Origin of the sequence: Serratia sp. CY33525, from assembly GCF_052169115.1 — a bacterium.
In the GTDB taxonomy this organism is placed as follows: Bacteria; Pseudomonadota; Gammaproteobacteria; order Enterobacterales; family Enterobacteriaceae; genus Serratia; species Serratia sarumanii.
This window is the reverse complement of the sequence record NZ_JBJNLK010000007.1, coordinates 180,965-206,916: the sequence shown is the minus strand read 5'-3', so window position 1 is coordinate 206,916 and position 25,952 is coordinate 180,965. Positions and strand designations below refer to the sequence as shown.

At 60.6% G+C, this 25,952-nt stretch carries 30 protein-coding genes; 21 read left to right on the top strand and 9 right to left on the bottom strand.

Annotated elements, in window-relative coordinates; all coding sequences use genetic code 11:
* Window positions 1-10: 10 nt before the first annotated feature.
* A complete protein-coding gene (locus tag ACJ8IM_RS18035) occupies window positions 11-535 on the bottom strand; it encodes a hypothetical protein (protein WP_229601687.1) in 525 nt (174 codons plus the stop codon).
* The gene (locus tag ACJ8IM_RS18030) at window positions 477-767 is read right to left on the bottom strand and encodes a hypothetical protein (protein WP_226871984.1); all 291 of its coding nucleotides are present in this window, start codon (window positions 765-767) and stop codon (window positions 477-479) included. Before ACJ8IM_RS18030 ends, ACJ8IM_RS18035 begins: the two co-directional genes overlap by 59 nt.
* Before the next feature lie 33 nt (window positions 768-800).
* Here ACJ8IM_RS18030 and ACJ8IM_RS18025 point away from each other — a divergent pair, with 33 nt between their 5' ends.
* Entirely contained in the window at window positions 801-1,583 is a 783-nt protein-coding gene (locus ACJ8IM_RS18025) for a DeoR/GlpR family DNA-binding transcription regulator (protein WP_033647381.1), read from the top strand.
* Between the two features lie 2 nt (window positions 1,584-1,585).
* Window positions 1,586-1,969, top strand: coding sequence for a VOC family protein (locus ACJ8IM_RS18020; RefSeq protein WP_033647378.1), 384 nt, complete (start codon window positions 1,586-1,588; stop codon window positions 1,967-1,969).
* Here ACJ8IM_RS18020 and ACJ8IM_RS18015 read toward each other — a convergent pair whose 3' ends face one another.
* A complete protein-coding gene (locus tag ACJ8IM_RS18015; protein WP_033637243.1) occupies window positions 1,970-2,878 on the bottom strand; it encodes a LysR family transcriptional regulator in 909 nt (302 codons plus the stop codon).
* A gap of 125 nt (window positions 2,879-3,003) precedes the next feature.
* Here ACJ8IM_RS18015 and ACJ8IM_RS18010 point away from each other — a divergent pair, with 125 nt between their 5' ends.
* The 6 genes from ACJ8IM_RS18010 (at window position 3,004) to ACJ8IM_RS17985 (ending at window position 7,537) form a co-directional block, all read left to right on the top strand.
* Window positions 3,004-3,885: a pirin family protein gene (locus ACJ8IM_RS18010; RefSeq protein WP_033647377.1), complete on the top strand. Its 882-nt coding sequence runs from the start codon at window positions 3,004-3,006 to the stop codon at window positions 3,883-3,885.
* A 118-nt stretch (window positions 3,886-4,003) separates the two neighbouring features.
* On the top strand, window positions 4,004-4,630 hold the full coding sequence (ycaC, locus tag ACJ8IM_RS18005) for an isochorismate family cysteine hydrolase YcaC (protein WP_033653308.1): 627 nt from the start codon (window positions 4,004-4,006) through the stop codon (window positions 4,628-4,630).
* A 306-nt stretch (window positions 4,631-4,936) separates the two neighbouring features.
* Entirely contained in the window at window positions 4,937-6,112 is a 1,176-nt protein-coding gene (locus ACJ8IM_RS18000; RefSeq protein ID WP_033653307.1) for a type I restriction endonuclease, read from the top strand.
* Between the two features lie 231 nt (window positions 6,113-6,343).
* A complete protein-coding gene (locus tag ACJ8IM_RS17995; protein ID WP_033653306.1) occupies window positions 6,344-6,673 on the top strand; it encodes a hypothetical protein in 330 nt (109 codons plus the stop codon).
* Window positions 6,674-6,746: 73 nt separating this feature from the next.
* Window positions 6,747-7,199 carry a thiol-disulfide oxidoreductase DCC family protein gene (locus ACJ8IM_RS17990; RefSeq protein ID WP_033653305.1) on the top strand — a complete coding sequence of 151 codons (453 nt, stop codon included), beginning with the start codon at window positions 6,747-6,749 and terminating at the stop codon, window positions 7,197-7,199.
* Between the two features lie 86 nt (window positions 7,200-7,285).
* The gene (locus tag ACJ8IM_RS17985) at window positions 7,286-7,537 is read left to right on the top strand and encodes a hypothetical protein (protein WP_033637247.1); all 252 of its coding nucleotides are present in this window, start codon (window positions 7,286-7,288) and stop codon (window positions 7,535-7,537) included.
* Here ACJ8IM_RS17985 and ACJ8IM_RS17980 read toward each other — a convergent pair.
* The 3 genes from ACJ8IM_RS17980 to ACJ8IM_RS17970 form a co-directional block, all read right to left on the bottom strand.
* Entirely contained in the window at window positions 7,528-8,076 is a 549-nt protein-coding gene (locus ACJ8IM_RS17980; RefSeq protein WP_033653304.1) for a GNAT family N-acetyltransferase, read from the bottom strand. The two genes, ACJ8IM_RS17985 and ACJ8IM_RS17980, sit on opposite strands and share 10 nt — an antisense overlap.
* Before the next feature lie 96 nt (window positions 8,077-8,172).
* Window positions 8,173-8,919 (bottom strand): DUF2076 domain-containing protein, encoded by a 747-nt coding sequence (locus ACJ8IM_RS17975; RefSeq protein WP_033637249.1) that lies wholly within the window; start codon window positions 8,917-8,919, stop codon window positions 8,173-8,175.
* A 125-nt stretch (window positions 8,920-9,044) separates the two neighbouring features.
* Window positions 9,045-9,830: a helix-turn-helix transcriptional regulator gene (locus tag ACJ8IM_RS17970; RefSeq protein WP_033653303.1), complete on the bottom strand. Its 786-nt coding sequence runs from the start codon at window positions 9,828-9,830 to the stop codon at window positions 9,045-9,047.
* 117 nt (window positions 9,831-9,947) lie between these two features.
* Between ACJ8IM_RS17970 and ACJ8IM_RS17965 the strand changes: the two genes are divergently transcribed.
* Entirely contained in the window at window positions 9,948-10,718 is a 771-nt protein-coding gene (locus tag ACJ8IM_RS17965) for a class I SAM-dependent methyltransferase (RefSeq protein ID WP_033653302.1), read from the top strand.
* Window positions 10,719-10,775: 57 nt separating this feature from the next.
* Here ACJ8IM_RS17965 and aqpZ read toward each other — a convergent pair whose 3' ends face one another.
* The gene (gene aqpZ / locus ACJ8IM_RS17960) at window positions 10,776-11,471 is read right to left on the bottom strand and encodes an aquaporin Z (RefSeq protein ID WP_025301712.1); all 696 of its coding nucleotides are present in this window, start codon (window positions 11,469-11,471) and stop codon (window positions 10,776-10,778) included.
* A 425-nt stretch (window positions 11,472-11,896) separates the two neighbouring features.
* On the opposite strand from aqpZ, the gene ACJ8IM_RS17955 reads away from it, so the two are divergent.
* The 3 genes from ACJ8IM_RS17955 to ACJ8IM_RS17945 all read left to right on the top strand — a co-directional run bounded on the left by ACJ8IM_RS17955 (window position 11,897) and on the right by ACJ8IM_RS17945 (window position 14,713).
* On the top strand, window positions 11,897-13,258 hold the full coding sequence (locus tag ACJ8IM_RS17955; protein ID WP_033647363.1) for an esterase-like activity of phytase family protein: 1,362 nt from the start codon (window positions 11,897-11,899) through the stop codon (window positions 13,256-13,258).
* 371 nt (window positions 13,259-13,629) lie between these two features.
* Complete coding sequence (locus ACJ8IM_RS17950; protein WP_033647361.1) at window positions 13,630-13,914, top strand: YdgH/BhsA/McbA-like domain containing protein; 285 nt, start codon at window positions 13,630-13,632, stop codon at window positions 13,912-13,914.
* A 241-nt stretch (window positions 13,915-14,155) separates the two neighbouring features.
* Entirely contained in the window at window positions 14,156-14,713 is a 558-nt protein-coding gene (locus tag ACJ8IM_RS17945; protein ID WP_004940516.1) for a class I SAM-dependent methyltransferase, read from the top strand.
* Here the strand turns inward: ACJ8IM_RS17945 and ACJ8IM_RS17940 are convergent, their stop codons facing one another.
* Window positions 14,714-15,175 carry a GNAT family N-acetyltransferase gene (locus tag ACJ8IM_RS17940; protein WP_033653301.1) on the bottom strand — a complete coding sequence of 154 codons (462 nt, stop codon included), beginning with the start codon at window positions 15,173-15,175 and terminating at the stop codon, window positions 14,714-14,716. It abuts the gene before it with no gap.
* Window positions 15,176-15,391: 216 nt separating this feature from the next.
* Here ACJ8IM_RS17940 and ACJ8IM_RS17935 point away from each other — a divergent pair, with 216 nt between their 5' ends.
* The 4 genes from ACJ8IM_RS17935 (at window position 15,392) to aroL (ending at window position 19,829) form a co-directional block, all read left to right on the top strand.
* Entirely contained in the window at window positions 15,392-16,507 is a 1,116-nt protein-coding gene (locus ACJ8IM_RS17935; protein WP_033653300.1) for an ABC transporter substrate-binding protein, read from the top strand.
* Window positions 16,500-18,623, top strand: coding sequence for a TonB-dependent siderophore receptor (locus ACJ8IM_RS17930; RefSeq protein WP_033653299.1), 2,124 nt, complete (start codon window positions 16,500-16,502; stop codon window positions 18,621-18,623). Before ACJ8IM_RS17935 ends, ACJ8IM_RS17930 begins: the two co-directional genes overlap by 8 nt.
* Window positions 18,624-18,676: 53 nt before the next feature.
* Complete coding sequence (locus ACJ8IM_RS17925; RefSeq protein ID WP_033653298.1) at window positions 18,677-19,195, top strand: GNAT family N-acetyltransferase; 519 nt, start codon at window positions 18,677-18,679, stop codon at window positions 19,193-19,195.
* A 109-nt stretch (window positions 19,196-19,304) separates the two neighbouring features.
* Window positions 19,305-19,829, top strand: coding sequence for a shikimate kinase AroL (aroL, locus tag ACJ8IM_RS17920; protein WP_033637260.1), 525 nt, complete (start codon window positions 19,305-19,307; stop codon window positions 19,827-19,829).
* A 36-nt stretch (window positions 19,830-19,865) separates the two neighbouring features.
* Here the strand turns inward: aroL and ACJ8IM_RS17915 are convergent, their stop codons facing one another.
* The gene (locus ACJ8IM_RS17915; protein WP_033653297.1) at window positions 19,866-20,609 is read right to left on the bottom strand and encodes a helix-turn-helix domain-containing protein; all 744 of its coding nucleotides are present in this window, start codon (window positions 20,607-20,609) and stop codon (window positions 19,866-19,868) included.
* A 96-nt stretch (window positions 20,610-20,705) separates the two neighbouring features.
* Here ACJ8IM_RS17915 and ACJ8IM_RS17910 point away from each other — a divergent pair, with 96 nt between their 5' ends.
* From ACJ8IM_RS17910 to ACJ8IM_RS17890, 5 genes are all read left to right on the top strand, one after another.
* Window positions 20,706-21,110: a nuclear transport factor 2 family protein gene (locus ACJ8IM_RS17910; RefSeq protein WP_033637262.1), complete on the top strand. Its 405-nt coding sequence runs from the start codon at window positions 20,706-20,708 to the stop codon at window positions 21,108-21,110.
* 47 nt (window positions 21,111-21,157) lie between these two features.
* Window positions 21,158-21,358: a YaiA family protein gene (locus tag ACJ8IM_RS17905; protein ID WP_004940491.1), complete on the top strand. Its 201-nt coding sequence runs from the start codon at window positions 21,158-21,160 to the stop codon at window positions 21,356-21,358.
* A 146-nt stretch (window positions 21,359-21,504) separates the two neighbouring features.
* Window positions 21,505-22,005 (top strand): RNA polymerase sigma factor, encoded by a 501-nt coding sequence (locus tag ACJ8IM_RS17900; protein ID WP_033653296.1) that lies wholly within the window; start codon window positions 21,505-21,507, stop codon window positions 22,003-22,005.
* A gap of 76 nt (window positions 22,006-22,081) precedes the next feature.
* Window positions 22,082-23,035 (top strand): FecR family protein, encoded by a 954-nt coding sequence (locus ACJ8IM_RS17895; RefSeq protein ID WP_033653295.1) that lies wholly within the window; start codon window positions 22,082-22,084, stop codon window positions 23,033-23,035.
* A gap of 156 nt (window positions 23,036-23,191) precedes the next feature.
* Complete coding sequence (locus tag ACJ8IM_RS17890) at window positions 23,192-25,891, top strand: TonB-dependent receptor (RefSeq protein ID WP_033653294.1); 2,700 nt, start codon at window positions 23,192-23,194, stop codon at window positions 25,889-25,891.
* Window positions 25,892-25,952: the final 61 nt, after the last annotated feature.

The following is a 25,952-nucleotide window of genomic DNA, read 5'->3' as shown; positions in this document are numbered from 1 at the left end:
CGGCGCCCGATCAGAATTGGCGATCGCCTATCGACTGCAGCTGCAGGCTGCCGTCTTTTTGTAGCGTCAGCGGCATGCGCCAATCGCGCTGTTTATCCAGGTTGAACGACCGGGAGCGGAACATGCAGCCGGTCTTGATGTTCTTGATTTTCATCACGTGTTCCGCGTCCGCATTGATTTTCACCTCGAAGCTGCCGGCGGGCGGAATAAAGACTTCCGCCAGCTGCTGCGGCGCCGTCGGCGTTTCCAGCTTGACCAGCACCGCAAAATCGTTGCCCTGATTATCCAGCGTCAGCCGATGCAGACCGGCCGTGGGCAGCCGCGTCGGCTGATGCAGATAACCCGCTGAGGCGGGCCACGGCTGCCCGGCATTGTCATGCAGCGGCCCGCCGCACTGTTCACGCGCCTCGCGCAGCGGCATTTCGCGCTTTATTGCGCGGTTGTAATCGGCGGGGGCGGTGAGGCTGAACTCGTCGTCATATTGGTGGGCGCGCAGATAGCGCTTGGCGCCGAGCACCCCAACGGCGACCAGCATGAAGAATAAAAATATCCTCAGGCGATTTTTGAAAATCAGCCCGAACAGCTTCCCGGGGAGTTGAAACAGCCACCTTGCGATCGTCAATAACATCGTTTTCCCTTAGCGTCCAAGCCGTTACGTCTGCGGTAACTTCGCTTGCCTCAGTATAGCCAACATCCCGCAGGCGAAAATCCTGCCCGGCGATTTTTCTTTCGCCCACGGTTGTACGTTTATGTTTGTTTGTGTACATTCGTGATCACTTTAGCGTCACCGGATTGACACGATGTCCAAACTGCTACCGAATGAGCGCCACCAGGCCATTCTCGACACGCTTCGCCAACAGGGGCGGGTGCTGGCGCTGGAGATGGCGCAGCGGCTGAATACCACCGAAGCCACCATCCGCCGCGATCTGCGCCAGCTGGCGGCGCAGAATCTGTGCAAACGCATCTATGGCGGCGCGCTGGCGCCGACGCCGGCCGAGGGGCCCGTTGCGGCGCGCATGGCGCTCAGCGGCGATGAGAAGCTGGCGCTGGCGCAGACCGCGCTGGGGTTGATCGGTGAAGAGCAGCTGATCTTCCTCGACGCCGGCAGCACCCACCTGTATCTGGCGGATCTGTTGCCGCGCGATCGGCGTTTGACGGTGGTGACCAATGCGTTGAGCATCGCCGGCAAAATGCTGGAACGGCCGGGGCTCCGCACCATTCTGATCGGCGGCGAGCTGGATGCGCAGGTTGGCGGCTGCGTGGACGCCAAAGCCGCGGAAGAGATAGACGGTTTCCATTTCGATCTGGTGTTCACCGGCATCTGCGCCTACGACCCGGACGGCGGCTTTTCCGCGCTGAGCTACCAGGACGCCACGTTCAAAAAGCGGCTGCTGACCCGTGCCGGCAGCGTAGCGGTGCTGTGTACCCGCGACAAACTCAATACCTACGCCCCTTACCCCTTCCTGCCCGCCGGGCGGGTGGATCATCTGGTGACGGCGCGCGGCGCGCACCCGCAGCTCGAGCTGCAGGTGGCGCAGGGCGGCGGCCAGGTTTGGCACAGCGATTTACCGACCGGAGAATGATGATGAAAATAGCCCATGTAGCCCTGTGGACCCGCGACATCGACGCGCAGCTGGCGTTCTGGCAGCGCTATTTCAACGCTGAGGCGGGCGAGGAGTACGTCAGCCGCAACCGGCCGGGGTTTGTTTCCCGCTTCGTCAGCCTGGCGGCCGGGCCGACGCTGGAGATCATGCGCGTGCCGACGCTGTTGCCGGCGCAGGCCCAGGAAGAGCGGGTGGGCTGGGCGCACATCGCGCTGTCGCTGGGGGATGAGCGGCAGGTCGATCGGTTGGCGCAGCGCGCGCAGCAGGAGGGCATCCTGCAGTCCGCGCCGCGCTGGACCGGCGACGGCTTCTACGAGGCCGTCATCCGCGATCCGGACGGCAACGCGATTGAAATCACCGCCTGATCACTCCTCTTCGATGCTGGTGAACTGCTCGCCCAGATAATCGAGCAGCAGCCTTACCGCCGGCAGCAGCCCGCGGCGCGACGGGTAAACCGCATGCACCACGCCGCCCTGCGGCTGCCAGCCGGGCAGCAGCTGGACCAGTTCGCCGCGCAGCATGTCGTCGCGCATCATCATCGCCGGCAGCTGAACGATGCCGGCGCCGGCGATGGCGGCGGTGCGCAGCATCAGCATGTCGTCGGTGACCAGCCGCGGCGTGTGTTCCCACTCCACCCGTTCACCCTGCGGGCCGGTCAGCCGCCATTGGTGCTGAGCGCGCGCGGGGCCGAGATCGAGCGTCGGGTATTTACGCAGGTCTTCCGGCGCGTGCGCCGGCCCGAGGGTGCGCACCAGCGCCGGGCTGGCGGCGACGCACCAGGTGCGCTGCGCCAGGATCTTCAGCACCAGATCGCTGTCTTCCAACGGCGGCGGCCGCACGCGGATCGCCAGATCCAACCCTTCCCCCACCACGTCCACCCGGCGGTTGGTGGCCTCCAGATGCACCGTCACCTTCGGATAGTCGGCCATAAAGGCAGCCACCATGCTGCCGACGCGGGTGTGCAGGATCGCCACCGGGCAGGACATACGCACCGTGCCGCAGGGCTCGGCGCGCGTCTGTTCGATCGCCTGCTGCGCCGCTTCCGCTTCCACCAGCATCGCCTTGCAGTGCGCGTAATAGTTTTGGCCGACCTCGGTCACCGAGAAACGCCGCGTTGAGCGCTGGATCAGGCGCACGCCCAGACGCTCTTCCAGCAGCGCCACGCGGCGGCTGAGCTTGGATTTGGGAATGCCCAACGCCCGGCCGGCGGGGGCGAATCCCTGGTGATCGACCACGCTGGCGAAGAAAAACAGATCGTTCAGATCGGTCAGCATCCTATCCCTTATCGTTCTACCAGTAGAACGCTGAGTGTACATCTTGCCTACTACTGCAGCAAACCCCGACGGATTAAACTTCTGACATCAACTTAAGGCCGTGAGGCCTGAAACGGGAGTTCAAGATGAAAAAAATCCTCGGTATTCACAACAGCCCGGAAGCACATTGGGTCGGTAACGGTTTCCTGGTGAATTCGCTGTTCTCTTATAACGATTTGGGGGCGGAAATGAGCCCGTTCCTGCTGCTTGATCACGCGGCGCCAACCAAATTCCGCTCTGCCTCCGGCACCCGCGGCGTGGGTCAGCATCCGCATCGCGGTTTTGAAACGGTGACCATCGTCTATCAGGGCGAAGTGGAACACCGCGACTCGACCGGCAGCGGCGGGGTGATTGGCCCCGGCGACGTCCAGTGGATGACCGCCGCCTCTGGCATTCTGCATGAAGAGTTCCATTCGCGGGAGTTCTCGCGCAAGGGCGGCACCATGGAAATGGTGCAGCTGTGGGTCAACCTGCCGGCCAAGGACAAAATGGCCGAGCCGGGTTACCAGACGCTGCTGAACGCCGATATTCCGGTGGTTCCGCTGGCGGACGGCGCAGGGCAGGTGCGGGTGATCGCCGGGGACTTCGGCGGCCACGCCGGCCCGGCACGCACCTTTAGCCCGCTCAACGTGTGGGATATGAAGCTGAATGCCGGCCACACCACCACACTGACGGTGAAAGAAGGCCATACGCTGGCGCTGGTGATGCTGCACGGCGCGATCCTGGTCAACGGCGAAGAGGTGGTGCGCGAAACCCAAATGGTGCGTTTCGACCGGGCGGGGGATGCGATCACTATCGAAGCCAACAACGACGTCGCGCTGCTGGTGCTGAGCGGCGAACCGATCGATGAGCCTATCGTCGGCTACGGCCCGTTCGTCATGAACAGCGACGCGGAAATCCAGCAGGCGTTCCGCGACTTCAACAGCGGCAAGTTCGGCAGCATGAACGCCGAAGCGAGCGCCGGCTGACCGCAGGCGCCCGAGCCGGGAAGCGTTCCCCGGCTCAGGCGCTACACTTAGACCTCTGCGCCCCGTCCCAGCGGCGGGGCGCTTCATCCGCAACATCAACCCCCACGGGAGTAAAACCATGACTGCAAACTACAAACGCCTCGACAAGGATCAGGCCGCCGTATTGCTGGTGGATCATCAGGCAGGGCTGCTTTCGCTGGTGCGCGATATCGATCCCGATCGGTTTAAAAACAACGTGCTGGCGCTGGGTGATTTAGCGAAGTACTTCAATCTGCCGACCATTCTGACCACCAGTTTCGAAAACGGCCCCAACGGCCCGCTGGTGCCGGAACTGAAGGCCCAATTCCCCGATGCCCCGTTCATTCCCCGCCCCGGCCAAATCAACGCCTGGGACAACGACGACTTCGTCAACGCAGTGAAAGCCACCGGCCGCAAGCAGCTGATCATCGCCGGCGTGGTGACCGAAGTGTGCGTGGCATTCCCGGCGCTGTCGGCGCTCAATGAAGGCTTTGAGGTCTTTGTGGTGACCGACGCCTCCGGCACCTTCAATGAGCTGACGCGTCAGTCGGCCTGGAGCCGTATGGAAGCCGCCGGCGCGCAGCTGATGACCTGGTTCGGCGTCGCCTGCGAGCTGCACCGCGACTGGCGCAACGACATCGAAGGTCTGGGCACGCTGTTCTCCAACCATATCCCGGACTACCGCAATCTGATGACCAGCTATAACACGCTGACAAACGGTAAGTAACGCGATAGATGGGCAGTATTCCCTGCCCATCATTTGTCGCTGGATTCTGTATAAGTACCAATAATGGTTCACTCGCTATAAATTCCCATCTGTTAATACTTATCTCTTTTTTATTGTGATCGGCTGTAGGTCTTCGTGTTCCTATTTTGATTAAGGCTATTTGTTCTGCTATATAACTAATAATTAATGCTAATTCTATTAAATATTGACGGAGTTCTATTTAAGAACACCGCTTTGTTGCAAGAAAAGCACTTTTAAACGTGTGATTTAAGACTACAGCGATTTAACACAGCAGAGGGATGGTTGATGAATGCATTCAGAGATAAGCTTAAGGCCCATGTTCTTCATGTGGCCTCTGTTGGCCAGCATTGCAATACTGAGGAAACGACTAAGCAGGCATTAATTTTGCCGTTATTAGAAACCTTAGGCTTTCATCCGTATGACCCCACTAAGGTGAAGGCAGAGTATGGTGCTGATTTTCCAGGTGTTAAGGTGGGTGAGCGCGTTGATTACGCCCTTTTTTGCCATGCGGTTCCCGTCATGTTCATCGAGGCGAAGTCTTTCAATCAAAATCTGTCAAACCATAGTCCCCAGCTATCTCGCTATTTTAATGCGACACCAGAGGTCACGGTTTCTGCAATAACTAATGGAAAAGAATGGCGATTTTTCACCGATCTGAAAGATAAGAACATCATGGATGATTCGCCATTCCTGAAAATAGATTTTAATAATCTAAACGATTCTGATATTGATCAGCTTTATAGATTTAGACACGACCAATTTCAGCCTGAAGCGCTGCGAACGTTAGCTGAAGAAAGTATCTATCTGACTTCATTTACAAAAACTATCAGCGCCAGCCTTCGAGACGTTGATTCAGATTTTGTTCGTTATGTGGCAAGTCGCTCTAACGTTCAGCGTCAGCTAAACCAACGTTTTTTGGACACAATAACGCCATTGGTTCGTTTGGCTGTTGAAAAAGCAGTGAGTGCGATGGTCGTTTCTGGCCTGTCAGTGACGTCGGAAAATGTTGTAGCGTCTGAATCCTCAGATGAAGGTGAAACGCAAAACAGACCCGACCCGCTTGCCCCGATCGTTGACCCCGAGAATAGTAAAATAGTGACTACATTTGCAGAAAGGTGCCTGTTTGACAATGTGGCGATGATCTTGGGCACTGAGGCAGAGCTGGTTGCGAAAGATACCGAAAGCTATTACAGCATCCTCTTTCAAGGGAAGACGACGCGTTGGATTCTGCGTTATTTCGACAATAAGCAACGCCCAACCATTTTGCTTCCGCTTGAGATAGACGATGCCAGGCAGGCTGAGATAACTCGCGCCGGCCTGGAGTTGGCAGCAGGGGGGCATATCATTATCGACCGCCCGGAAAATATTTTGCGGCTAACGGGGTTGATCGTTGATTCTTACCAATATTGTATTAATGACGAAAACTTTAGGCAGAAGAGAAAAGATAAGCAGGAAAGCTAGCCTGTATCCCCATTAAGTGGTTGATTGGAAAATTAAAGCCTTCCACACAGGGTTGTATGCGCCGTGTGGAAGGATGGAAAAATCGGAGTGCTTCCAAATCTTCTGTTTTCATTAAGTTAGATGCGGGATGTAAGCAAAACGTAGCGGGGCGAAAAGGTAGCGAAAAGCGGCTTTCTCATTAGCCGGGAGCGGGGTAGCGTAATCCCGAACCCGGCAAATGAGGCTAATTCAATGAAACAAGCAATCAAGATCCTGGCGCTGCCCTGCATGGGCATGGCGCTGTTGTTCAGCGCGAGCGCGATATCTGCCCCCGAGGCGCCTGCGGCCAAAGCGGTGCCGCCCGCGGCGGATGAGCCGATGCGCATGCCGCCTTTCCCGGGCGGGCACCCGCCCAAGCCGGGGTTCTGCCACGGCGGCGAACTGTTCTGCGCCACCTCGGCCAGCGACAATCCGGTGGAAACCATCAATAAACTGACGGCGGTGATCCCGGCGGGCAGCGCCAAACATTACGAGGTGCGCGTTGCGGTGGTCGCCGTGCCGGACGCCCCGCCTGCGCGTTAACGGATCGTCATTCCGCACTGGTTCGCACGCTCAAGGCGCGTTAGGCTAAGGCGTACGTTTATCGGGAGGCGGGATGACCCCTTTATCACCATTGCCTTATCTCCAGCCCGGCGATCGCGCGCTGTTGTTCGACGGCGAATGCAATCTGTGTTACGGGCTGGTGAGGTATCTTATTCGCGCCGATCGGCAGCGGTGCATTCTGTTGGCGACGGTGCAATCGGTCGAAGGGCAGGCGATCCTGCAGGCGTTGGGGCTGCCGACCGATCGTTTCGATTCCGTGGTCTATGTTGAGCAGGGGCGCTATTGGCTGCGTTCGGCTGCGCTGTTCCAGGCGCTGCGCCAATTGGGGTGGCCGTACCGCGTGCTGGCGCTGGCGCGTTACCTGCCGCCGCGGCTGGCGGACAAGGTCTACGACGCGGTCGCCGGCAATCGCTACCGGCTGTTTGGCCGCAACGACGGCACCGGCCTGCCGGGCGCCGATCAGCCCGGGCGCTATCTGCCTCGGCGGCGGGAACCGCCGGCCTGAGCTTTACGCTTCTTTACCATCCAACTGCTTGAAATATCAACATTCCAGCCCCATATAATGGAACGTTCAGCCAACAAGGAGCGCGTATGGGAATCAGTGAAGAAGAGCACATCCGCCGTTTGACCCAGGAGAAGAACGACATGGGCAATACGGCGAAGTGGGTGGCGATCGTTTCCGCCGTATACTTTGCCTTGATGGTGTTTTACGGCCACCCGATCGGCGTGTTGGCGATGTCGGGCGCGGTGTTCATCGTCTCTACCACCACCTGGCTGAAAAAGCGTCAGAAGGTCAAATCTTACCGCATGGCGTTGGCTAAAATCAGCGACGATCAGCCCTGATAGTCGCCGCGCTTTAGCGTATACACCAGGCTCGGCGCCGCGCCGGGCACGTCATCCAGCGTATCCACACGCTGCATGCCGATCTTTTCCAGCACCCGCCACGAAGCCTGATTCTCCGCGCGCACAATGGCGGAAATCTCACCCATCCCCAGCCCGACAAACCCGTATTGCAGTGAAGCCCACGCCATCTCGGTGGCCAGCCCCATGCCCCAGACGCGGGTGTCGAAGCGATAGCCGAGGTTCACGGTGCGCTGCGCGCCGAGCGGTTTCCAGGACAACCCGCCAAACCCGATAACCCAATCCGGCCGTTCGCGCAGGGCGAGCGCCCAGGAGCCGTAGCCGTGTTGCCGCCAGCCGGCGAGCCGCTCCTGCAGCGCCGAAGCGGCCTGCGCCTCGCTGGTGAGCGGGCCGGCGGGGTTGAAGCGTTGGGTTTGCGGATCGCCAAAGATGGCGTAGAAACGTTCGAGGTCCGCCATCACCGGCGGCCGCATCTGCAGGCGTTCGCTGAAGTACGGGGCTGAAGGATTAAAGCTCGGCATCGTTTCTCCCGGCCGGATAAATGAACAGCGTTCACTGTAGTCCAGATCGGCGAAACGGGAAATCCCCCCTCTGCGGGTGAGAGGGGGAGAGAGGCATTACAGGAAGGAATCGTCGTCGTCGTTGTAATCGTCGTCGGCGTAGTCCTGGTCGTCCTGGTAGTTGGCGTTCTGGAAGCCGTTGTCCTGATTCAGGAAGCTGCCGCCGTCGCCGTTGTTGAAGGTATCAAGGTTGTTGGAAGCGTCGAAATTGCGCATCGCGCTGTCGTCCAGCGGCGCCGGGGTTTCTTCGATAATGTTCACGATTTCCTGCGGCTGCGAATGGCGGAACATGCCGGTCAGCATGTCGGCCAATACCACGCCGCCGGCGACGCCCGCCGCCGTTTGCAAGGCGCCTCCCAGGAAGCCGCCGGCGCGTGAAGGCGCCGCCTGCTGCGGTTGGGCGTAGGCTGGCTGCTGCGGCTGCGCGTAGCCCCCCTGCTGCGCGTTGTTCCAGGCCGCCGTATTTTGCTGCTGCGCCTGATACTGTTCACGCGGGCTAGGCGTATTGCGGCTGCCGCCGCCGAACAGGCCGGCCAGGAAACCGCCGCTGCTCTGTTGGCCGTTGGCGGTTTGCTGCAACTGCGCAACCTGGGCTTCCAGCTCTTTGACCCGCTGGTCCATCTGCTTGAGCGCCGCTTCCTGAATGATCATCGCCTGCGCCATGTAATAAGGGGCGGAAGGCTGCTCGCGAATATGCTGATTGATTTGCTGTTCTGCCTGGAGATCCCGTGGGCCCGTCTTGGTCTCGGCTTCTTTCAGGCGGCCAAACAGACCATCGATAAGGCGTTGTTCTTCGGATTGCATAGGCGTACCTCGGGAGATAAATAACGGTGCTGGATGATCGTTGTCATCGGTAACAATCACCCTAGCGCGTTTACATGAACCAATAAATAAATGACGGGTAAACCTGTCTATGAATTTGTTACCAATTACGGCAGCGGGATCAGCATCACCAGCTTCAGGCCGCCGTGCTCCGCCGGGTGGAAGGTGAGCTGGCGATAGCGCAGCGCGCCTTGCTGAGGGTGCTCGAACGCGCGCTCGCCGCCTTCGCGCGCCATCACGTCATGCTGTTTCCACCAGTGATTAAAGTCCGCGCTGTTGTGCGTCATGTTGCGCACGAAGGCGCGCATCTCTTCGGTGTTTTGATGGTGGCTGGTTTCGGCGCGGAATTCGGCCACCACGCGGCGGGCACGTTCTTCCCAATCGCTGACCAGCGTTTTCGCCAGCGGGTGGAAGAACATGAAGTGCAGCAGGTTGGGGCTGTTGGCCACATCCAGCCAGCCGCTGAACAGCGCCGCCGCCTGCGGGTTCCAGGCGACGACGTTCCAGGTCACGTCCAGCAGGTAACAGGGCACCGTCATCTGGTGCACGCTTTGCAGCACCGCGTCGTTGGCGGTTTCGCGGTGAGTTTCCTGCTCGGGGTCGGCGACGCGCGCCAGGGTAAACAGGTAGTGGCGTTCGGCGGGGCCGAGCCGCAGCGCCTTGGCGATGCGCGCCAGCGTGAAGGGGGAAATGGACACCTCGCGCCCCTGTTCGATCCAGGTATACCAGGTGGCGCTGATGCCGCTGATTTGCGCCAGCTCTTCGCGCCGCAGGCCGCTGGTGCGGCGGCGCGAGGAACTGGGCAGGCCGAGCATTTCCGGCGTGATGCGTTCGCGGTGCGCGCGCAGAAACGCGCCGAGGGCCTTTGGCCCGGATAAGGCTTCTGATGACATAGCGTGGTACCTATTTATACCAGGATAACTGCTCATATTGTACCCGTATAGTAGCCTGATTATAGTAGCCGAAAGCCTTCAGGCACAGGCGCAAGCCGGATAATAACGGGAGCAAACATGAGCATCAGCAACAGCCATAAAAACGCGGTAGACCGGCAGTTCGGCGAGCAGGCCAACGCCTACTTAACCAGCGCGGTACACGCGCAGGGCAAGGATTTGCAGCGCCTTGCACAGTTACTGGAACCGCACGCCGGCGCGCGCTTGCTCGATCTGGGCTGCGGCGCCGGGCATGCCAGCTTCACGGCGGCGGGCAGGGTAGCGCAGGTGGTGGCCTACGATCTGTCGGCGCAGATGCTGGCGGTGGTGGAGCAGGCGGCGGCGGAAAAAGGCCTGAACAACATTCAGCTGCAGCAGGGCGTGGCGGAGTCTTTGCCGTTTGAGGACGCCGGCTTCGATCTGGTCATCAGCCGCTATTCGGCGCACCACTGGCACGACGTCGGCCAGGCGCTGCGTGAGGTCAGGCGGGTACTCAAGCCGGGCGGCAGAGCGATCTTTATGGACGTGGTCTCGCCGGGGCATCCGCTGTTGGATATCTATCTGCAAACCGTGGAAGTGCTGCGCGACACCTCACACGTGCGCAACTATGCGCCGGGCGAGTGGCTGATGTTGCTGACCGAAGCCGGGCTGGTGGTGCGCGAGGTGACGTCGGATCGGTTGATGCTGGAGTTTGGCAGTTGGGTGGCGCGCATGCGCACGCCGGCGCATTTCGTTACCGCGATCCGCGCGCTGCAGCAAAGCGTGTCGCAGGAGGTGGCGGCGCATTTCGCCATTCAGCCGGACGGCACCTTTACCAGCGATATCATGATGTTTGAAGTGACGAAGGGCTGAAAGCAACGGGGCAGCCGATGAAGGCTGCCCCGCGAAACGCTATCGGCTGCGATGCGCTTATTTTTTATCTTCCAGCAGGCAGCGGTAGATCAGGCCGCCGATAATGCCGCCGACCAGCGGCACCAGCCAGAATACCCACAGCTGCTGCAGCGCCCAGGTGCCCTGGAAGATCGCTACGCCGGTGCTGCGCGCCGGGTTGACGGAGGTGTTGGTCACCGGGATGCTGATCAGGTGGATCAGGGTCAACGTCAGGCCGATCGCCAGCGGGGCGAAGCCTGCCGGCGCGCGCTTGTCGGTCACGCCATGAATAACGATCAGGAAGAAGGCGGTCAGCACCAGCTCAATCACGATTGCTGATTGCAGAGAGTAACCGCCCGGAGAGTGTTCGCCGTAACCGTTGGAGGCGAAACCGCCTGCGGTGGCGTCGAAACCGGCTTTGCCGCTGGCGATCAAATACAGCACCGCCGCTGCGGCGATACCGCCGATCACCTGAGCGATCACGTAAGGGATCACGTCTTTCGCCGCGAAACGGCCGCCGGCGAATAAGCCGACGGTGATCGCCGGGTTAAAGTGCCCGCCGGAAATATGGCCGACGGCATAGGCCATCGTCACCACGGTCAGACCGAAAGCGAGCGCGACGCCGAGGAAACCAATACCCAGCTGTGGGAATGCCGCTGCTAATACTGCGCTACCACAACCACCAAACACCAACCAAAATGTGCCAAAAAATTCGGCAAAAAGTCGCTTTGACATAGATTCCATCCTGCGGAATTGACTAACGGGCGTTAGCACTAAAAACTATAGAACAGCTTTTTCAGTTCATGCAGATATTCTATAGAATTTTCTTAATGCACCTTGAATAACGGCGGTATTAAATCCTCGGCATTTTATTTTGTCTATGAGAAAAACGCCGTTTTTTCCCGTGCCGGCGCGCGTTTGCCGCTTTTTTTATCTTTGCCATAAGAATTTACCCTAAGCGAAATGGCACGCTATTTTCGGGCGATTTTTTCCAGCGGTTTTCCCCATTCAATACGCTCAGGTTAATTGCTAATTTCTATTTGCCAGCCAACCTTATTACCGATCGTGCATTTGACGAATGGCCTGTTGTCATCTAAGTGTCATGCTAAATTAATATCTTCTTCTGCCTGATACGCTTCATTCAACCTCGGGTAAAAATCATGAAAATAAAATCGCTCTCCCTGCTGTTGGCTTCACTGTTTCCTGTATTCACCTACGCTGCCGACATTGAGGTGGCGCGTTATGTGGTCGGCTTTCCCGGCGGGGAACGCGTCGCCTATCAGGGGGCGTTCGCCAAGAATTTCCCGCAGGGGCTGCCGGTGGGGATCGGCTCAGGGCTGACGTTCAACAGCAAGCAGGGCGACGATCTGGTGCTGACGACGCTGACCGATCGCGGCCCGAATGCCGATGCCCCTGCGGTGGGCAAGCAAGAAGCCAAAATTTTCGCCAATCCGCAATTCGTGCCCCTGTTGATGGACATTCGTATTGGCGGCGGCAAGGCCGTGGCCGAGAATGCGCGGCCCTTGCATGACGAAAAAGGGCCGATCAGCGGGCTGCCGCTGCCGGGCGAGCTGATTGGTTCCACGAACGAAGTGGCGTTGAATGACGTGCTGCAACCGCTGTCCGGCGATCGCCGCGGGTTGGATACCGAAGGCATCATCGGTGACGGCAACGGCGGCTATTGGCTGTGTGACGAGTACGGCCCGTTTCTGATCCATGTCGACGGCAAAGGCAAAATTCTCGCCAAATACGGCCCAACGCCGCAGGCCGGCGAGCAGGCGGTGGCGAGCGGTTTACCGAACATCCTGAAGTGGCGCCAGCCCAACCGCGGTTTTGAGGGGCTGACCCGAATGCCGGATGGGCGCATTCTGGCGGCGGTGCAGAGCACGCTGGATGTCGAGGGCAAAAGCAAAAACAAGGCGCAGTTTATCCGGCTGGTGAGCTTCGATCCGCGCAGTGGCAAAACCGCCATGTACGGCTATCCCATCGATATCGACAGCTATAAAAAAGCCAAAGACGCCAAGATTGGCGATGTGGTGGCGTTGGACAACCAGCGCATCCTGTTGATTGAACAGGGAAGCGATAAAGATAAAACAATGATCAACAAGATCTATCTGGTGGATCTCGCGCAGGCCAGCGATCTGAGCGCGTTTGACGACCAAGGGAAAGCGCTGGAGTTCGACGATGCGAAAGAGCTCGCCAAACGCGGCGTGAAGCTGGCGCAGAAACGGGAAGTGGCGGATCTGCGCCAGTTGGGCTGGCGCCAGGAGAAAGCCGAAGGGTTGGCGCTGATCGACGATCGCACGCTGGCGGTGATCAACGACAACGATTTCGGCTTGCAGGCCAAGCTGGTGGATGCGTCGCCAAAGAGCAAGAAAATCGGCGACTACCAGCTGGAGAAGGAAGGGCGGTTGAGCCTCGACGGCGACAAGACCGACGCCCGCATCGAATTGCGCCCGCTGGAGCAGCCGGAGTCGCTGAGCGAGCTCTGGGTGCTCACCTTGCCGCACCCCTTGAAGTGACCGATATCGGGGGCGATAGCGCCCCCTTTTGCTTCAGGCTTCCGCGTGCCGCTGCGGCGTTCTGCCGCGCGAGATGCTCTCCCACATCGCCAAAATCAGCGTAGCTCAGCGCGCCTCGGCGGGTAAAAAATCTTAAATAGCGGCGGCGCGCGTTCTTTCTTTCGTCCTGTCTTTAATTGTTCATCAAATAGGGGTAAGGTGAAGCCTATAAAGTCATTCCTGCCTGAAAATACATACTCGCTCTCACTTCCTCCTTATTCTCCTCACAATGATTGATGTTCTTTACGTTGCGTGACGTCCGTTTTCATTGGCTGGCGGATAATTAACATCACTGACAACGAGCTAATAAACAAGAACACCTGGAGTCAATCATGAAACTTATCCCAAGCATCGCAGCCGTATTGATCGCCGCCGCTTCCTTCTCCACTTTCGCCGCGCCGCTGTCGTCGGTGAAACAGGTCAACAGCGAGCAGGCCGCCAATCTGCAAAGCGTCGGCGTAGTGTCGGTTTCCGGCATTAGCGGCTCACCGCATGACGCCATCACCGCCCTGAAAGAAAAAGCCGCGGCGGACGGCGCCAGCCATTACCGCATTATCGGTCTGGATACCCCCGGGGATTCCAGCAACTGGCGCGGCAATGCGGAAATTTATCGCTAAGCGTTGGTTTTTTTACCCTCTGGCCGCGGCTGTGCGGTCAATAAAATAAACGGTCGTAATAATTATCTGAATAGCCGGGGGCATAGCGGCTTATTTTCAGGTCATCATTACGACCGTTTTTCTTTTTCCACCGCGGCAGAGGTTGCATTTTTTTACAACTGTGTCCGCCGCTTTCGGAATCATGTTAATGATTACTTAAGAAATTCGGCTCACATTGAGGGCTTAACCCAAGGAGGCCTCAATGTTAAATGCGACCCGGCTGCAACTGATGAATCACTTCGCTTACCTGCAGCAATTTATGGCTTCGCCGCGCACCGTCGGCACGCTGGCGCCTTCTTCTCCGTGGCTGTGCCAGGCGATGTTGAATCAGATTGAATGGACCCGGGCGTTGTCGATCGCGGAGCTGGGCGCGGCGGACGGCGTACTGACCAAACGCATTCTGGGGCGGATGCGCGCCGATGCGGCGCTGGAGGCTTTCGAGATCCAACCCCATTTCGTGCATCGGCTGCGCGGAATAGACGATCGGCGGCTGCAGGTGATGGGCCATTCGGCAACCCGGATGGCCACGGATTACGACGTGGTGTTTTCCTGCCTGCCGCTGCTGTCGATCCCGGTCAGGATCAGCGTGCGCATTCTTCAGCAGGCCCGGCAGCGGCTGCTGGCGCGCAACGGCACGCTGGTGCTGTTCCAATACAGCCACCTGTCGGAAAAATTGCTGTCGCGCTATTTTCACTGGAAGCGCCTGCGGGTGGTGCGCAACTTCCCGCCGGCGCTGGTGTATGTCTGTACGCCGCGTTAGCTACAGCGTTTTCTCCATCACCACCACGTCTTCGTCATACTGCCGCCGGCGCTCAAGGGGATGCCAACCCCAGCCGGCGTACAGCGCTTCCGATTTATCGGTGATGAGATGCAAGACCGAGTGATGGCGCTGCCGCGCCGCCTCGACAATCGCCATTTCCAGACGGTGGGCGATGCCCTTGCGGCGGTGATCGGGATGCACGAAAACGCCGGCCAGCCACGGGGTGAGATCCTGGCGCTGATGATCGTCGCTGGGCCACAGGCTGGCCATGCCGACCGGACGCTCGCCGTCGATCATCATCAACGTCAGGTGATCGTCGCTCGGCCGGCTGCATTGGGCGAAGCGCAGCTGGGTGCGCTCCAGCGTTCCGCCGCGCTGTGAGCCCCACTGGCCGAAGGCCCAGGCGGCGCACACATCGGCAAACTGCGGGCACTCCGACAGCGGAATGATGCGTTGAGTCATGGTGATCTCCCGGTTTTTTGCTGTTTCTCCGTTCTATTTAACCGACTTTTCCGCCATTTTTTTAACTTTTTAAAGCCGCTCTTTCAGCGGTTTCGCGGTGTTTCGGCGCGCCCCCGGCGCCGTTTCCCGGATTTCTTTTGGCAATTGCGGCGCAGGATTGCAAGTGCTAATGAGAGTGATTATCATGCGCACACTATTCCCCGTGTCGGTTCAATCATGCGCAATCCCCTCATTTTACTGCTGCTTTCCCTGTGCTTTGGCGTGTTTTCCGCTCAGGCGAAGACGGTGACCGATATCACCGGCCGCCAGGTCGTGGTGCCGGACAACCCGCAGCGCATCGTGGTGGGGGAGAGCCGCATGCTGTATACGCTGGCGCTGCTGGAGCCGGGCAACCCGGCGCAGCGCATCGTCGGCTGGCCGGCGGATCTGGCGCGGTTCGACGCGCAAAGCTGGCAGCTCTATACGCAGAAATTCCCGCAGATCGCCGCGATCCCCATTATCAGCGGCAATAATTTCCGCCAGGTTAACATCGAAAGCCTGCTGCAGCTGAAGCCGGATCTGGTGATCCTGGCGCGCTACGCGCGTGAAGACGGCGACAACGATCTGCTGGTTTCCGCGCTGAACAAGGCCGGCGTGGCGGTGATCTACGTCGATCTGCGCATCGATTTGCTGAACAACACCGTGCCGAGCGTGCGGCTGCTGGGCGAAGTGCTCAATCGCCGGCAGCGCGCCGAGCAGTTCATCGCGTTTTATCAGCAGCATATGGCGGTGATCCGGCAACGGCTGGCGGGCTATCAGGGACCGAAGCCCAAAGTGATGCTGCACCTGCATCTGGGGCGGCGCGACACCTGCTGCACTACCGCCGCGCACGGCAATCTCGGCGATCTGCTGACCTTCGCCGGCGGCGACAACATCGCCAACGCCAGCGTCAAAGGGGTGTATGGCGAACTGAACCCGGAAACCATTCTGAGCGCCAATCCCGACGTTTACCTCGCGACCGGCATGGCCGGCCCGCAGGGCAAGCGGCTGTCCGATCTGCGCCTCGGGCCGCAGGTCAGCCAACAGGACGCCGCCGACAGCTTCCGCCGGCTGATCGCCAAACAGCCGATGCTGGCCAGCCTGCAGGCGGTGAAAAACCATCGCGCCTGGAGCGTCTGGCACAATTTTTACCTCAGCCCGTACCACGTGGTGCTGGTCGAGATGTTCGCCAAAGCGTTTTACCCGGATCTGTTCGCCGACATTAACCCGCAGCAGACCTTCCAACAGCTGTATCAGCAGTTTTTGCCGTTACCTTTTTCAGGGACCTATTGGAGTCAGTTAGATAATGAATAACAACAAGCGCGGCTGGTGGTGCGCGTTGTCTTTGGCGGCCTGCGCAACATCGCCGACGTGGGCGGCGGAAAAAGCCGCATCGAAAGAAGAAAGCCTGGTGGTGATTGGCCGCAAAGACGCCGACGGCGTGCAGAGCTATCAGCCGTTGACCAGCGTCACCGGCACCCGCAGCGAAACCAGCCTGCTGAACGTGCCGCAGGCGATCGACGTGGTGCCGCAGCAGGTGATTACCGATCAGGCGGTCAGCAGCCTGGACGAAGCGCTGTACAACGTCAGCGGCATTACCCAGGCCAACACGCTGGGCGGCACCCAGGACGCGGTCATGAAACGCGGCTTCGGCGACAACCGCGACGGCTCCATTCTGCGCGACGGCGTGCGCTCGGTGCAGGCGCGCAATTTCACGCCGACCACCGAGCGGGTGGAGGTGCTCAAGGGGCCGGCCTCGATGCTGTACGGCATGGGCGAGCCGGGTGGGATGATCAACATGATCACCAAAAAGCCCCAGCTGCAGCAGCATACCCACGTGGAAGGCTGGGGCAGCAGCTTCAACGGCGGCGGCGGCCAGCTTGACGTTACCGGGCCGCTCGGCACGTCGGGGTTCGCCTATCGCATGATCGTCGATCACGATGAAACCGATTACTGGCGCAACTTTGGCCGCAACCGCCAGACGGTGATCGCGCCGTCGTTGATGTGGTACGGCGAGAACACCACCGTGCGCTTGGCCTATGAACATATGGAATATCTGGTGCCGTTCGATCGCGGCACCATTATCGATTCGCGCACCGGCAAACCGGTGAATACGCCGCGCGATCGCCGTTTCGACGAAGCCTATAACGCCACCCGCGGCGATCAGGACAGCGTTACCCTGCAGATCGATCAAACGCTCAACGAGCGCTGGAAAAGCTCACTGACCTACGCCTACAGCCGCAACAGCTACAGCGACAACCAGGCGCGCGCCACGGCGCTGAACCCGGAGAGCGGCGTATTGAGCCGCCAGGCCGACGCGACCGCCAACGCCGTCAGCCACGCCAACGCGGTGCAGCTGACGCTCAATGGCGACGTGGACTGGGGCAGCATCAACCACCAGATGCTGTTCGGCTTCGATTTTGAAGATAACCGTACCTACCGCGGCGACATGATCCGCGGTAAAAAGAACAGCGATTTCAATATCTATCATCCGGTATACGGCCTGATGCCGCCGTCAACCGCGGTCAGCGCCAAAGACAGCGACCAGCGGGAAAACCTCACCAGCTACGGTTGGTTTATGCAGGATTCCATCCAGCTGACCGATAAATGGCTGGTGATGGGCGGGCTGCGTTACGACGCTTTCGACGTCTATGCTGGCAAGGGGCGGCCGTTCCAGGCCAATACCGACAGCTCGGACAGCAAGCTGGTGCCGCGTGCCGGGGTGGTCTACAAGCTGACGCCTTATGTGTCGCTGTACAGCAGCTATACCGAGTCGTTCAAGCCGAACTCTTCCATCGCCACCCAAATTGGTTCGCTGCCGCCGGAGCAGGGCAAGTCGTGGGAAGTCGGCGGCAAGCTGGCGCTGCCGAACGGCGTTACCGGCACGCTGGCGCTGTTTGACATCACTAAGCGCAACGTGATGGTCAGTGAGCTGGTGGAGGGCGAAACCGTGACGCGCACCGCCGGGCGCGTGCGTTCGCAGGGCGTGGAGCTGGATGTGGCCGGCAATCTCACCGACTCGCTGAGCCTGATCGGTTCCTATGCGTATACCGACGCGCGGGTGGTGGACGATCCGGACAACAAGGGGAAAGAGATGACCAACGTGGCACGCCACACCGCCTCGTTGTTCCTGACCCAGAATCTGGGCAGCCCGGGCCTGTACAGCGGCGATGAGGTGCGCATCGGCGCCGGCGCGCGTTACGTGGGCCGCCGTCCGGGTGACGCCGCCAACAGTTTCTACCTGGATAATTACACCGTTGCCGATGCGTTCGCCGCTTATACCATGCCGATCAACGGCTATCGGGTGAAATGGCAGCTGAACGTGAAGAACCTGTTCGATAAAACCTACTATCCGTCCAGCGGCGGTAATTTGCGCGTGGCGGTGGGGGAACCGCGTGAGGTGGTGCTGCGCGGCAGTGTCGATTTCTAAGCCACGGGCGGTGAAATTTGCTTAAATAACCGCCCCAACGTTAAGGAGAACCCATGAGCCTGCAGATTCGTTTGGCGCAGCAGCGGGATATTGTGCACTTGATGGCGGTTGAACGTTCGGCGGCGCAGCTGTTTCGCCAGCAGCCGGAATGGCGCTTTATCGCCGAAGGCGAGGTGATGGCCCCGCAGCAGCACGCCGCATTTATCGCCGAGCACCGTGAATGGCTGGCGCAAAGCGACAACGGCGAGTGCGCCGGTTTTATCGCCGTGCAGGTTCAGGGGGACGATTGGCACATCGCCGAATTGTCGGTCGCCGGCACCTGGCAGCGGCAGGGCGTCGGCCGTCGCCTGATCGGCGCGGTGGCGCAAGAGGCCAAACGGCAGGGTGCGGGCCGCCTGACGCTCACCACCTTCATTGAGGTGCCGTGGAATGCGCCTTACTACCGGCGGCTGGGATTCCGGCCGCTCGACGACGCGCGGCTCACGGCCGCTCTGCGGCGGCACCTGGATGAGGATCTGGCGCACGGCTTTGCCGCAGGCAGTCGCTGTGCCATGGAATTTACACTATCGTAAATATTGAAATACAGAGCGGGCAGGGTATGATGCTGCCACCACGCCATCGCACCCGCTCGGTATTTTGGTATGCAATGCACTCAAGTCACCGCATAAGGGACAACCCGTAATGACACAAACCCTGTTCATGATAGGCGCTCGCGGAGCCGGCAAGACCACGGTAGGCAGCGCATTGGCGTTGGCGTTGGGCTATCAGTTCGTCGATACCGATCTGTTTATGCAGCAGGCGGCGCAGATGAGCGTGGCGGAAATGGTCGAGCGCGAGGGCTGGCTGGGGTTCCGCCGCCGCGAGACCATCGCGTTGCAAACTGTGACCAAGCCGTCAACTATAGTTGCCACCGGCGGCGGGGCGATCCTGGCGGAGGAGAACCGTCAGTTTATGCGCCAGCATGGCACCGTTATCTACCTGCGCGCGCCGGCCAGCGTGTTGGCGCAGCGGTTGGAAGAGTACCCGGAAGATGCGCAGCGCCCGACGCTCACCGGCAGACCGATCGCCGAGGAGATGCTCGAGGTGCTGGCGGCGCGCGAAGCGCTGTATCAGGACGCCGCGCATTACGTGATAGACGGCGCCGCCGATCCGCAGCGGGTGGTGGAACAAATCCTCGCGGTGTTGCCGCGTGAGACGGTGAAGTAACCCTTTCTTCTCTTCGGGCGCCGGGCGCCCGTTTTCCTATTCCGTTTGCCGAGCCGGCGCAAAGTACGCCCCGGGCGTGACGCCGAAGCGGCGACGAAAGGCGGCGATATAGGCGCTGACGTTGTCATAGCCACAGGCGTCGGCCACCTCGCCGACCGCTTTGCCGCGTGATAATCCCTCCAGTGAACGCAATACCCGCGCCTGCTGGCGCCACAGCGCGAAGCTGATGCCGGTTTCCTGCAGAAAGCGGCGGCTCAGGGTGCGCGGGCTGAGCCCGGCCCAAATGGCCCAGTCGCGCTGGCTGCGCAGGCTAGCGGGATCGTTCAGCAGCGCCCGGGCGATGTTCAGCAACCTGGCGTCCTGCGGCAGCGGCAATTGTAACGGCGCGCGGCTTGCCGCGTGCATTTCGTCCAGCAGCACCTGCAGCAGCCGCCGTTGCGGCGCACTCAGCGGGCCGGCGGGGAACTGCGCGATGCGCTCCACCAGGGCCTGCAACAGCGCAGAGGCCGTGAACAGCTGCGGCAGCGGCGGCATCTCCGGCACGCTTTCCACCGGCAGATACAGACTCCAGCCCGCCACGTCGCCGCAGGCCAGCGCCTGATGGGCGCATCCCGGCGGCAGCCAGCCCAGCGTACCGCCGGTGATCGCCCATTGCCGGCCCGGGAGTTCCATTGCCAGCATGCCGCGCGTCAAGAGATAGATCTGGCCGCCTTCGTGCCGGTGCCAGGGCGTCAGGTGCTTTTTTTCATGCTGAAGGCGTTGGCTGCGGATCTGCGTCATATTGGCCGTTTAACGTTATTAAAAGTCTTGATGTGGTTATTATGCCATCGCCTGGTCGGGATAGGATCGCCGTTCACCCTATTTCGGAGAAACCTGATGACTCAACTTACCCCACTGAACCTGGTGCTCGATACGCTGCAGCAGGTCGTCGCCAGCCCGGAGCACAGGCCAACGCAGCTCGCCGCCCGTTTCAGCGCAGACTACCGCCAGCAGGTGGATGGCAAGGTGCTGAACTTCGAGCAGTTTGAGCAACACATGGCGCTGCTGAAGCGGCAAACCCGGCGCATGACGCTGAGCGTGATCGCGGCGGCGGAGCGGGGCGAAGCGGTGCTGACCCACCATCTGGTCGAGGTGGAAAAGCGCGACGGCTCCTGCAGCCGCGTGCGGGTGCTGGCGCACTTCACCGTGCGTGAGGGCCGCATTTGCGCCTGCGACGAACTGACCGAGCTGCTGGCGGGCGTGCCCGGCGATCGCGATCTTGGCTCGCGCGTGTCGGAATGAGGGCGGCTGCTATACTTGCTACTGTGTGAAACACACGGGAGAACGGCATGCGCGAAAATGATCAACCTGCTTATCCACGGAGCGCCCGCGTCGTAGAGGTGTTTCGGGGCGACCCGAACCTGCATCTGCGCCGTTTTGAAGTGCGCACCGACGACATTGAGCCGAATACGCTGCTCAGTGAACATGAAACCGAGCAGGAAGCGCTCGACGCCAAGCACCGTTACGAAGACGAGGCGTTAGAGCTTTGACCTGCAGCCCAGCGGAAACCGGCGCCAGGCCGGTTTCCCGTTTATCCCCCCGCCTTAGCACATATTTCCCAGAACAATATTGATAATGATAATCATTTATGTGATTTTTATCGCCCCTATTGGGTGTTTCACTTCTGGGAAAAGAGATGTCCAATTCCGAGTTGCAGGCGCTGTTTCTGCGCCATATGCGGCCGCTGCAAGCCTATTTGAACGCCAAACTGCGCGACCCTCAGCTGGCTGCGGACTTGGCGCAGGAAAGTTTTACCCGCCTTACCGAGCAGTATCCGCAGGGTAATATTCTCGATATCGAGGCCTACCTGTACAAAACCGCCAAAAACCTGATGCTCGACCATCTGCGCCAGCAGCAGCGGCGGCAGACCGAAGCGGTCGAAGACGACGTTCTGGCGCAGTATCCCTCCGGTGAACCGGCGCTTGAACAACTGGCGATCGATAGCCAATTGCTGCAGCTGTTGCAACAGGCGCTGGCGGACATGCCGCCGCGCACGCAGCAGATTTTCCGCCTTAACCGGCTCGATGGCCTGACCCAGGCGCAGGTGGCGGCGCAGCTGGGCGTGTCGCTCAGCACGGTGGAAAAACACTTGGCCAGCGCGCTCGAGCGGCTGATGGCGCGGATGGAAGAACAATAATGGCAATTTTTTTACGGGTTTATCCGCGCTCAGACGTCTTAACCTATAACCAGAAAAAACAGAGGTCTATGCCATTATGAAACCGCTAACCGCACAGGCGCGACAGCAGGCGGCCGCCTGGGCCGTGAGCCTGGCCGAAGGGGCGCTGCCGGCCGATCGGCGGCGAGCGCTGGACGCCTGGCTGGCCGCCGATCCGCAGCATCCGGCGGCGCTGCGTCAGGCTCGCCTGCTGTGGACGACGCTGGGGCAGCTGCCGCCAGAGCAGCGGCAGGCGTTACAACCGCAGGTGGCGGCGCTGAAAACGCCATCTCGCCATCGATGGCCCCGCTGGGCGGTGGCGGCGGCGGTGGCGATCGCCGTTTCCTTCGGCGTATATCGCGGGCCGGATCTGTGGATCGGCATGCAGGCGGATTATCAAACCGTTCGCGGCGAGGTGCGCGAAGTGGCATTGCCGGACGGCAGCAGGGTGGCGCTGGACAGCGGCAGCGCGATCGCGCTGGCGTATTCCGCAGGCGAACGCAAGGTGCGGCTGCTGAGCGGCGCCGCCTATTTTATCGTCGCGCCGTTAGGTGGGGCGGAAAGCCGCCCATTCAGGGTGGAGGCGGAAAACGGCGTCACGCAGGCGCTGGGCACCGAGTTCAGCGTGGCGCGCACCGAACGGGGCGTGGACGTCAGCGTGCATCAGCACAGCGTGCGGGTGACGCTTGAGCGCGGTGAGCGCTCTCTGGTGGTCGCGCAACGCCAGGCGGCGCATTACCGCAACGGGCAGCTGCAGCTGACGCGGCAAACGGCCGGCGATGACGCCTGGCGGCGCGGCTGGCTGGTGATCGACCGCCAACCGCTGCCGCAGGCGCTCGCGCAGCTCAACCGCTATCGCGCGACCCGCATCGTGGCGGTCAATCCCGCGCTAAGAGCGCGCACGGTGAGCGGCGTGTTTGCACTCAATAAACTCGACGACGGCGTCGGCGCCATTCGTCAGGAACTCTCCGCCCGCCAACTGAATCTCCCTGGCATCACGCTGCTTTACTGAGCGGCGCAGGCGGGCCGGGATGCCCGTTTCGCCGCTATTTTCACTTTCTGTAAAAAATCTTTACGGGTTTTTGCCTCCCGGAACGTCCTTATGTTTAAACGAGATTGATTTCCATTATCACTTGGTTTGGCATTCTTTCGGGTGGAACACACACGCATGTTTATTCACAAGGGAACCACGCCGGCCGGCCGATTGGCCACGGCGGTACGCGCCGCGCTGGCGGCGATGATGCTGACTCAGCCGGCTGTGGCGCTCGCTGCCCAGGCTGAGGCGAACGGCGCGCAGGCTGCACAGCAAAAGCATTTCAACGTTGCGGCGCAGCCGCTGCAGAGCGCCATGTTGCGCTTCGCCGAGCAGGCCGGCATGCAGGTATTTTTCGACGAGGTGAAGCTCGACGGCATGCAGGCGGCGGCGCTGACCGGCAGCATGAGCGTTGAACAGGGCCTGCGGCGCTTGATCGGCGGCAATCCGGTGGCTTTCCGCCTGCAGCCGCAGGGGCAGATCGTATTGAGCCGGCTGCCGACGGCGAACGGCGACGGCGGCGCGCTGGCGCTGGACAGCCTGACGGTGCTGGGCGCCGGCGGCATCAACGCTAACGATTGGGTTTACGACGAACCGCGCTCGGTCAGCGTCATCAGCCGCGAACAGATGGACAACCGCCCGGCGCGACATGCGGCCGATATTCTGGAGCAGACGACGGGGGCCTATTCCAGCGTCAGCCAGCAAGATCCGGCGCTGTCGGTCAACATCCGCGGCATACAAGACTACGGCCGGGTGAACATGAACATCGACGGCATGCGGCAGAATTTTCAAAAGAGCGGCCATGGCCAGCGTAACGGCACCATGTACATCGATTCCGAACTGCTGTCCGGCGTAACCATCGACAAGGGCACCACCGGCGGTATGGGCAGCGCCGGCACGCTCGGCGGCATCGCCACCTTCAATACCGTCAGCGCGAGCGATTTCCTGGCGCCGGGCAAAGAGCTGGGCGGCAAGCTGCACGCCAGCACCGGCGATAACGGCACCCACTTCATCGGCAGCGGCATACTGGCATTGGGTAACGAAACCGGCGATATCCTGCTGGCCGCCAGCGAACGCCACCTCGGCGACTATTGGCCCGGCAACAAGGGCGACATCGGCAACATTCGCATCAATAACGACACCGGCAATTACGATCGCTACGCCGAGAGCATCAAGAACAACAAAATCCCCGACACTAATTACCGCATGCACTCGCGGCTGGCCAAGGTGGGCTGGAACCTGCCCGCCAACCAACGCCTGCAATTGAGCTATCTGCAGACCCAGACCGCGTCGCCGATCGCCGGCACGTTGACCAACCTGGGCACCCGGCCGCCTTATGAACTGGGCTGGAAGCGCACCGGTTACAGCGACGTGATGGCGCGCAACGCGGCGTTCGACTACAGCCTGGCGCCGGAAGGCGTCGACTGGCTCGATTTTCAGGCCAAGCTGTATTATGTCGATACTCAGGACGACAGCGACACCTACAGCACCAGCTCGCTGCTGGACAACGGCTACGCGACGCGCACCCGCCTGCGCACCTATGGCGCGCAGGCGCAAAACACCTCGCGCTTCAGCCTGGCGCCGGGGCATGACTTCCGCGCCAACTACGGGCTGGAGTTCTATTACGACAAAGCGACCAGCGACTCTTCCCGTGAGGGTATGGAAGGGGTGACGCCGGCCGGCAACCGTTCGGTCGGCAGCCTGTTCGCCAACCTGACCTACGACTACGACGGCTGGCTGACGCTGGAGGGCGGGCTGCGTTACGACCGCTATCGCCTGCGCGGCCAGACCGGCCTGAGCTATCCGGATTTGGCCAAGGATGGGCAACGCTACACGATTGACAATCCTTGCAAAGCGTTGCGTCTGACCGGCTGTTCAACCACGACCCGCGAAGATTGGGACGTGGATCGCGATCAGGGCAAGCTGTCGCCGACGCTGGCGGTGGCGGTGCGCCCCGGCGTGGAGTGGCTTGAGCTGTATACCACCTACGGCAAATCCTGGCGGCCGCCGGCGATCACCGAAACGCTGACTAACGGCAGCGCACACAGTTCTTCCACGCAATACCCCAACCCGTTCCTGCAGCCCGAGCGCTCGCGCGCCTGGGAAGTCGGGTTCAACGTGCAGCAGCCGGATCTGTGGTTTGAGGGCGATCGGTTGGTGGCCAAGGTGGCCTACTTCGACACCAAAGTGGATAACTACATCAACCTGGCGATAGACCGCAATAAACCGGGGCTGGTGCAGCCGAGCATCGGCAATGCCGCTTACGTCAACAATCTGTCTAAAACCCGCTTCCGCGGGCTGGAGTACCAGCTCAACTATGACGCCGGGGTGTTCTACGCCGACCTGACCTATACCCACATGATCGGCAAAAACGAGTTCTGCTCGAACAAGGCCTGGTTGGGAGGGCGTCTGCGCTACGGCGACGGATCGCGCCGCGGCAACTTCTATGTTGAGCCGGATGCCGCTTCCAATGACTTCGTCACGTGTGACGGGGGGACGCAGTTCGGCTCCGCCGCCTACCTGCCGGGCGATCGCGGCTCGGTGACGCTGGGCGGCCGCGCCTTCGATCGCAAGCTGGACGCCGGGGTGACCGTGCGCTTTGCGCCGGGCTATCAGGACAGCTCGGTGCCATCCAACTATCCGTACCTGGCCGACTGGCCGAAGTACACCCTGTTCGATCTGTACGCCAGCTACAAGCTGACCGACAGCCTGACGCTGCGCGGCTCGGTGGAGAACCTGACCAACCGCGCCTACGTCGTCAGCTATGGGGAGACGCTGGCCAATACCCTGGGGCGCGGCCGCACCGTGCAGGGCGGGGTGGAATACCGTTTTTAAGCAGTAAAAGGGCGTTGCTCATCCTTGAGCACAAGGGCTGCCTCGCAAGGGGCGCCGTTCA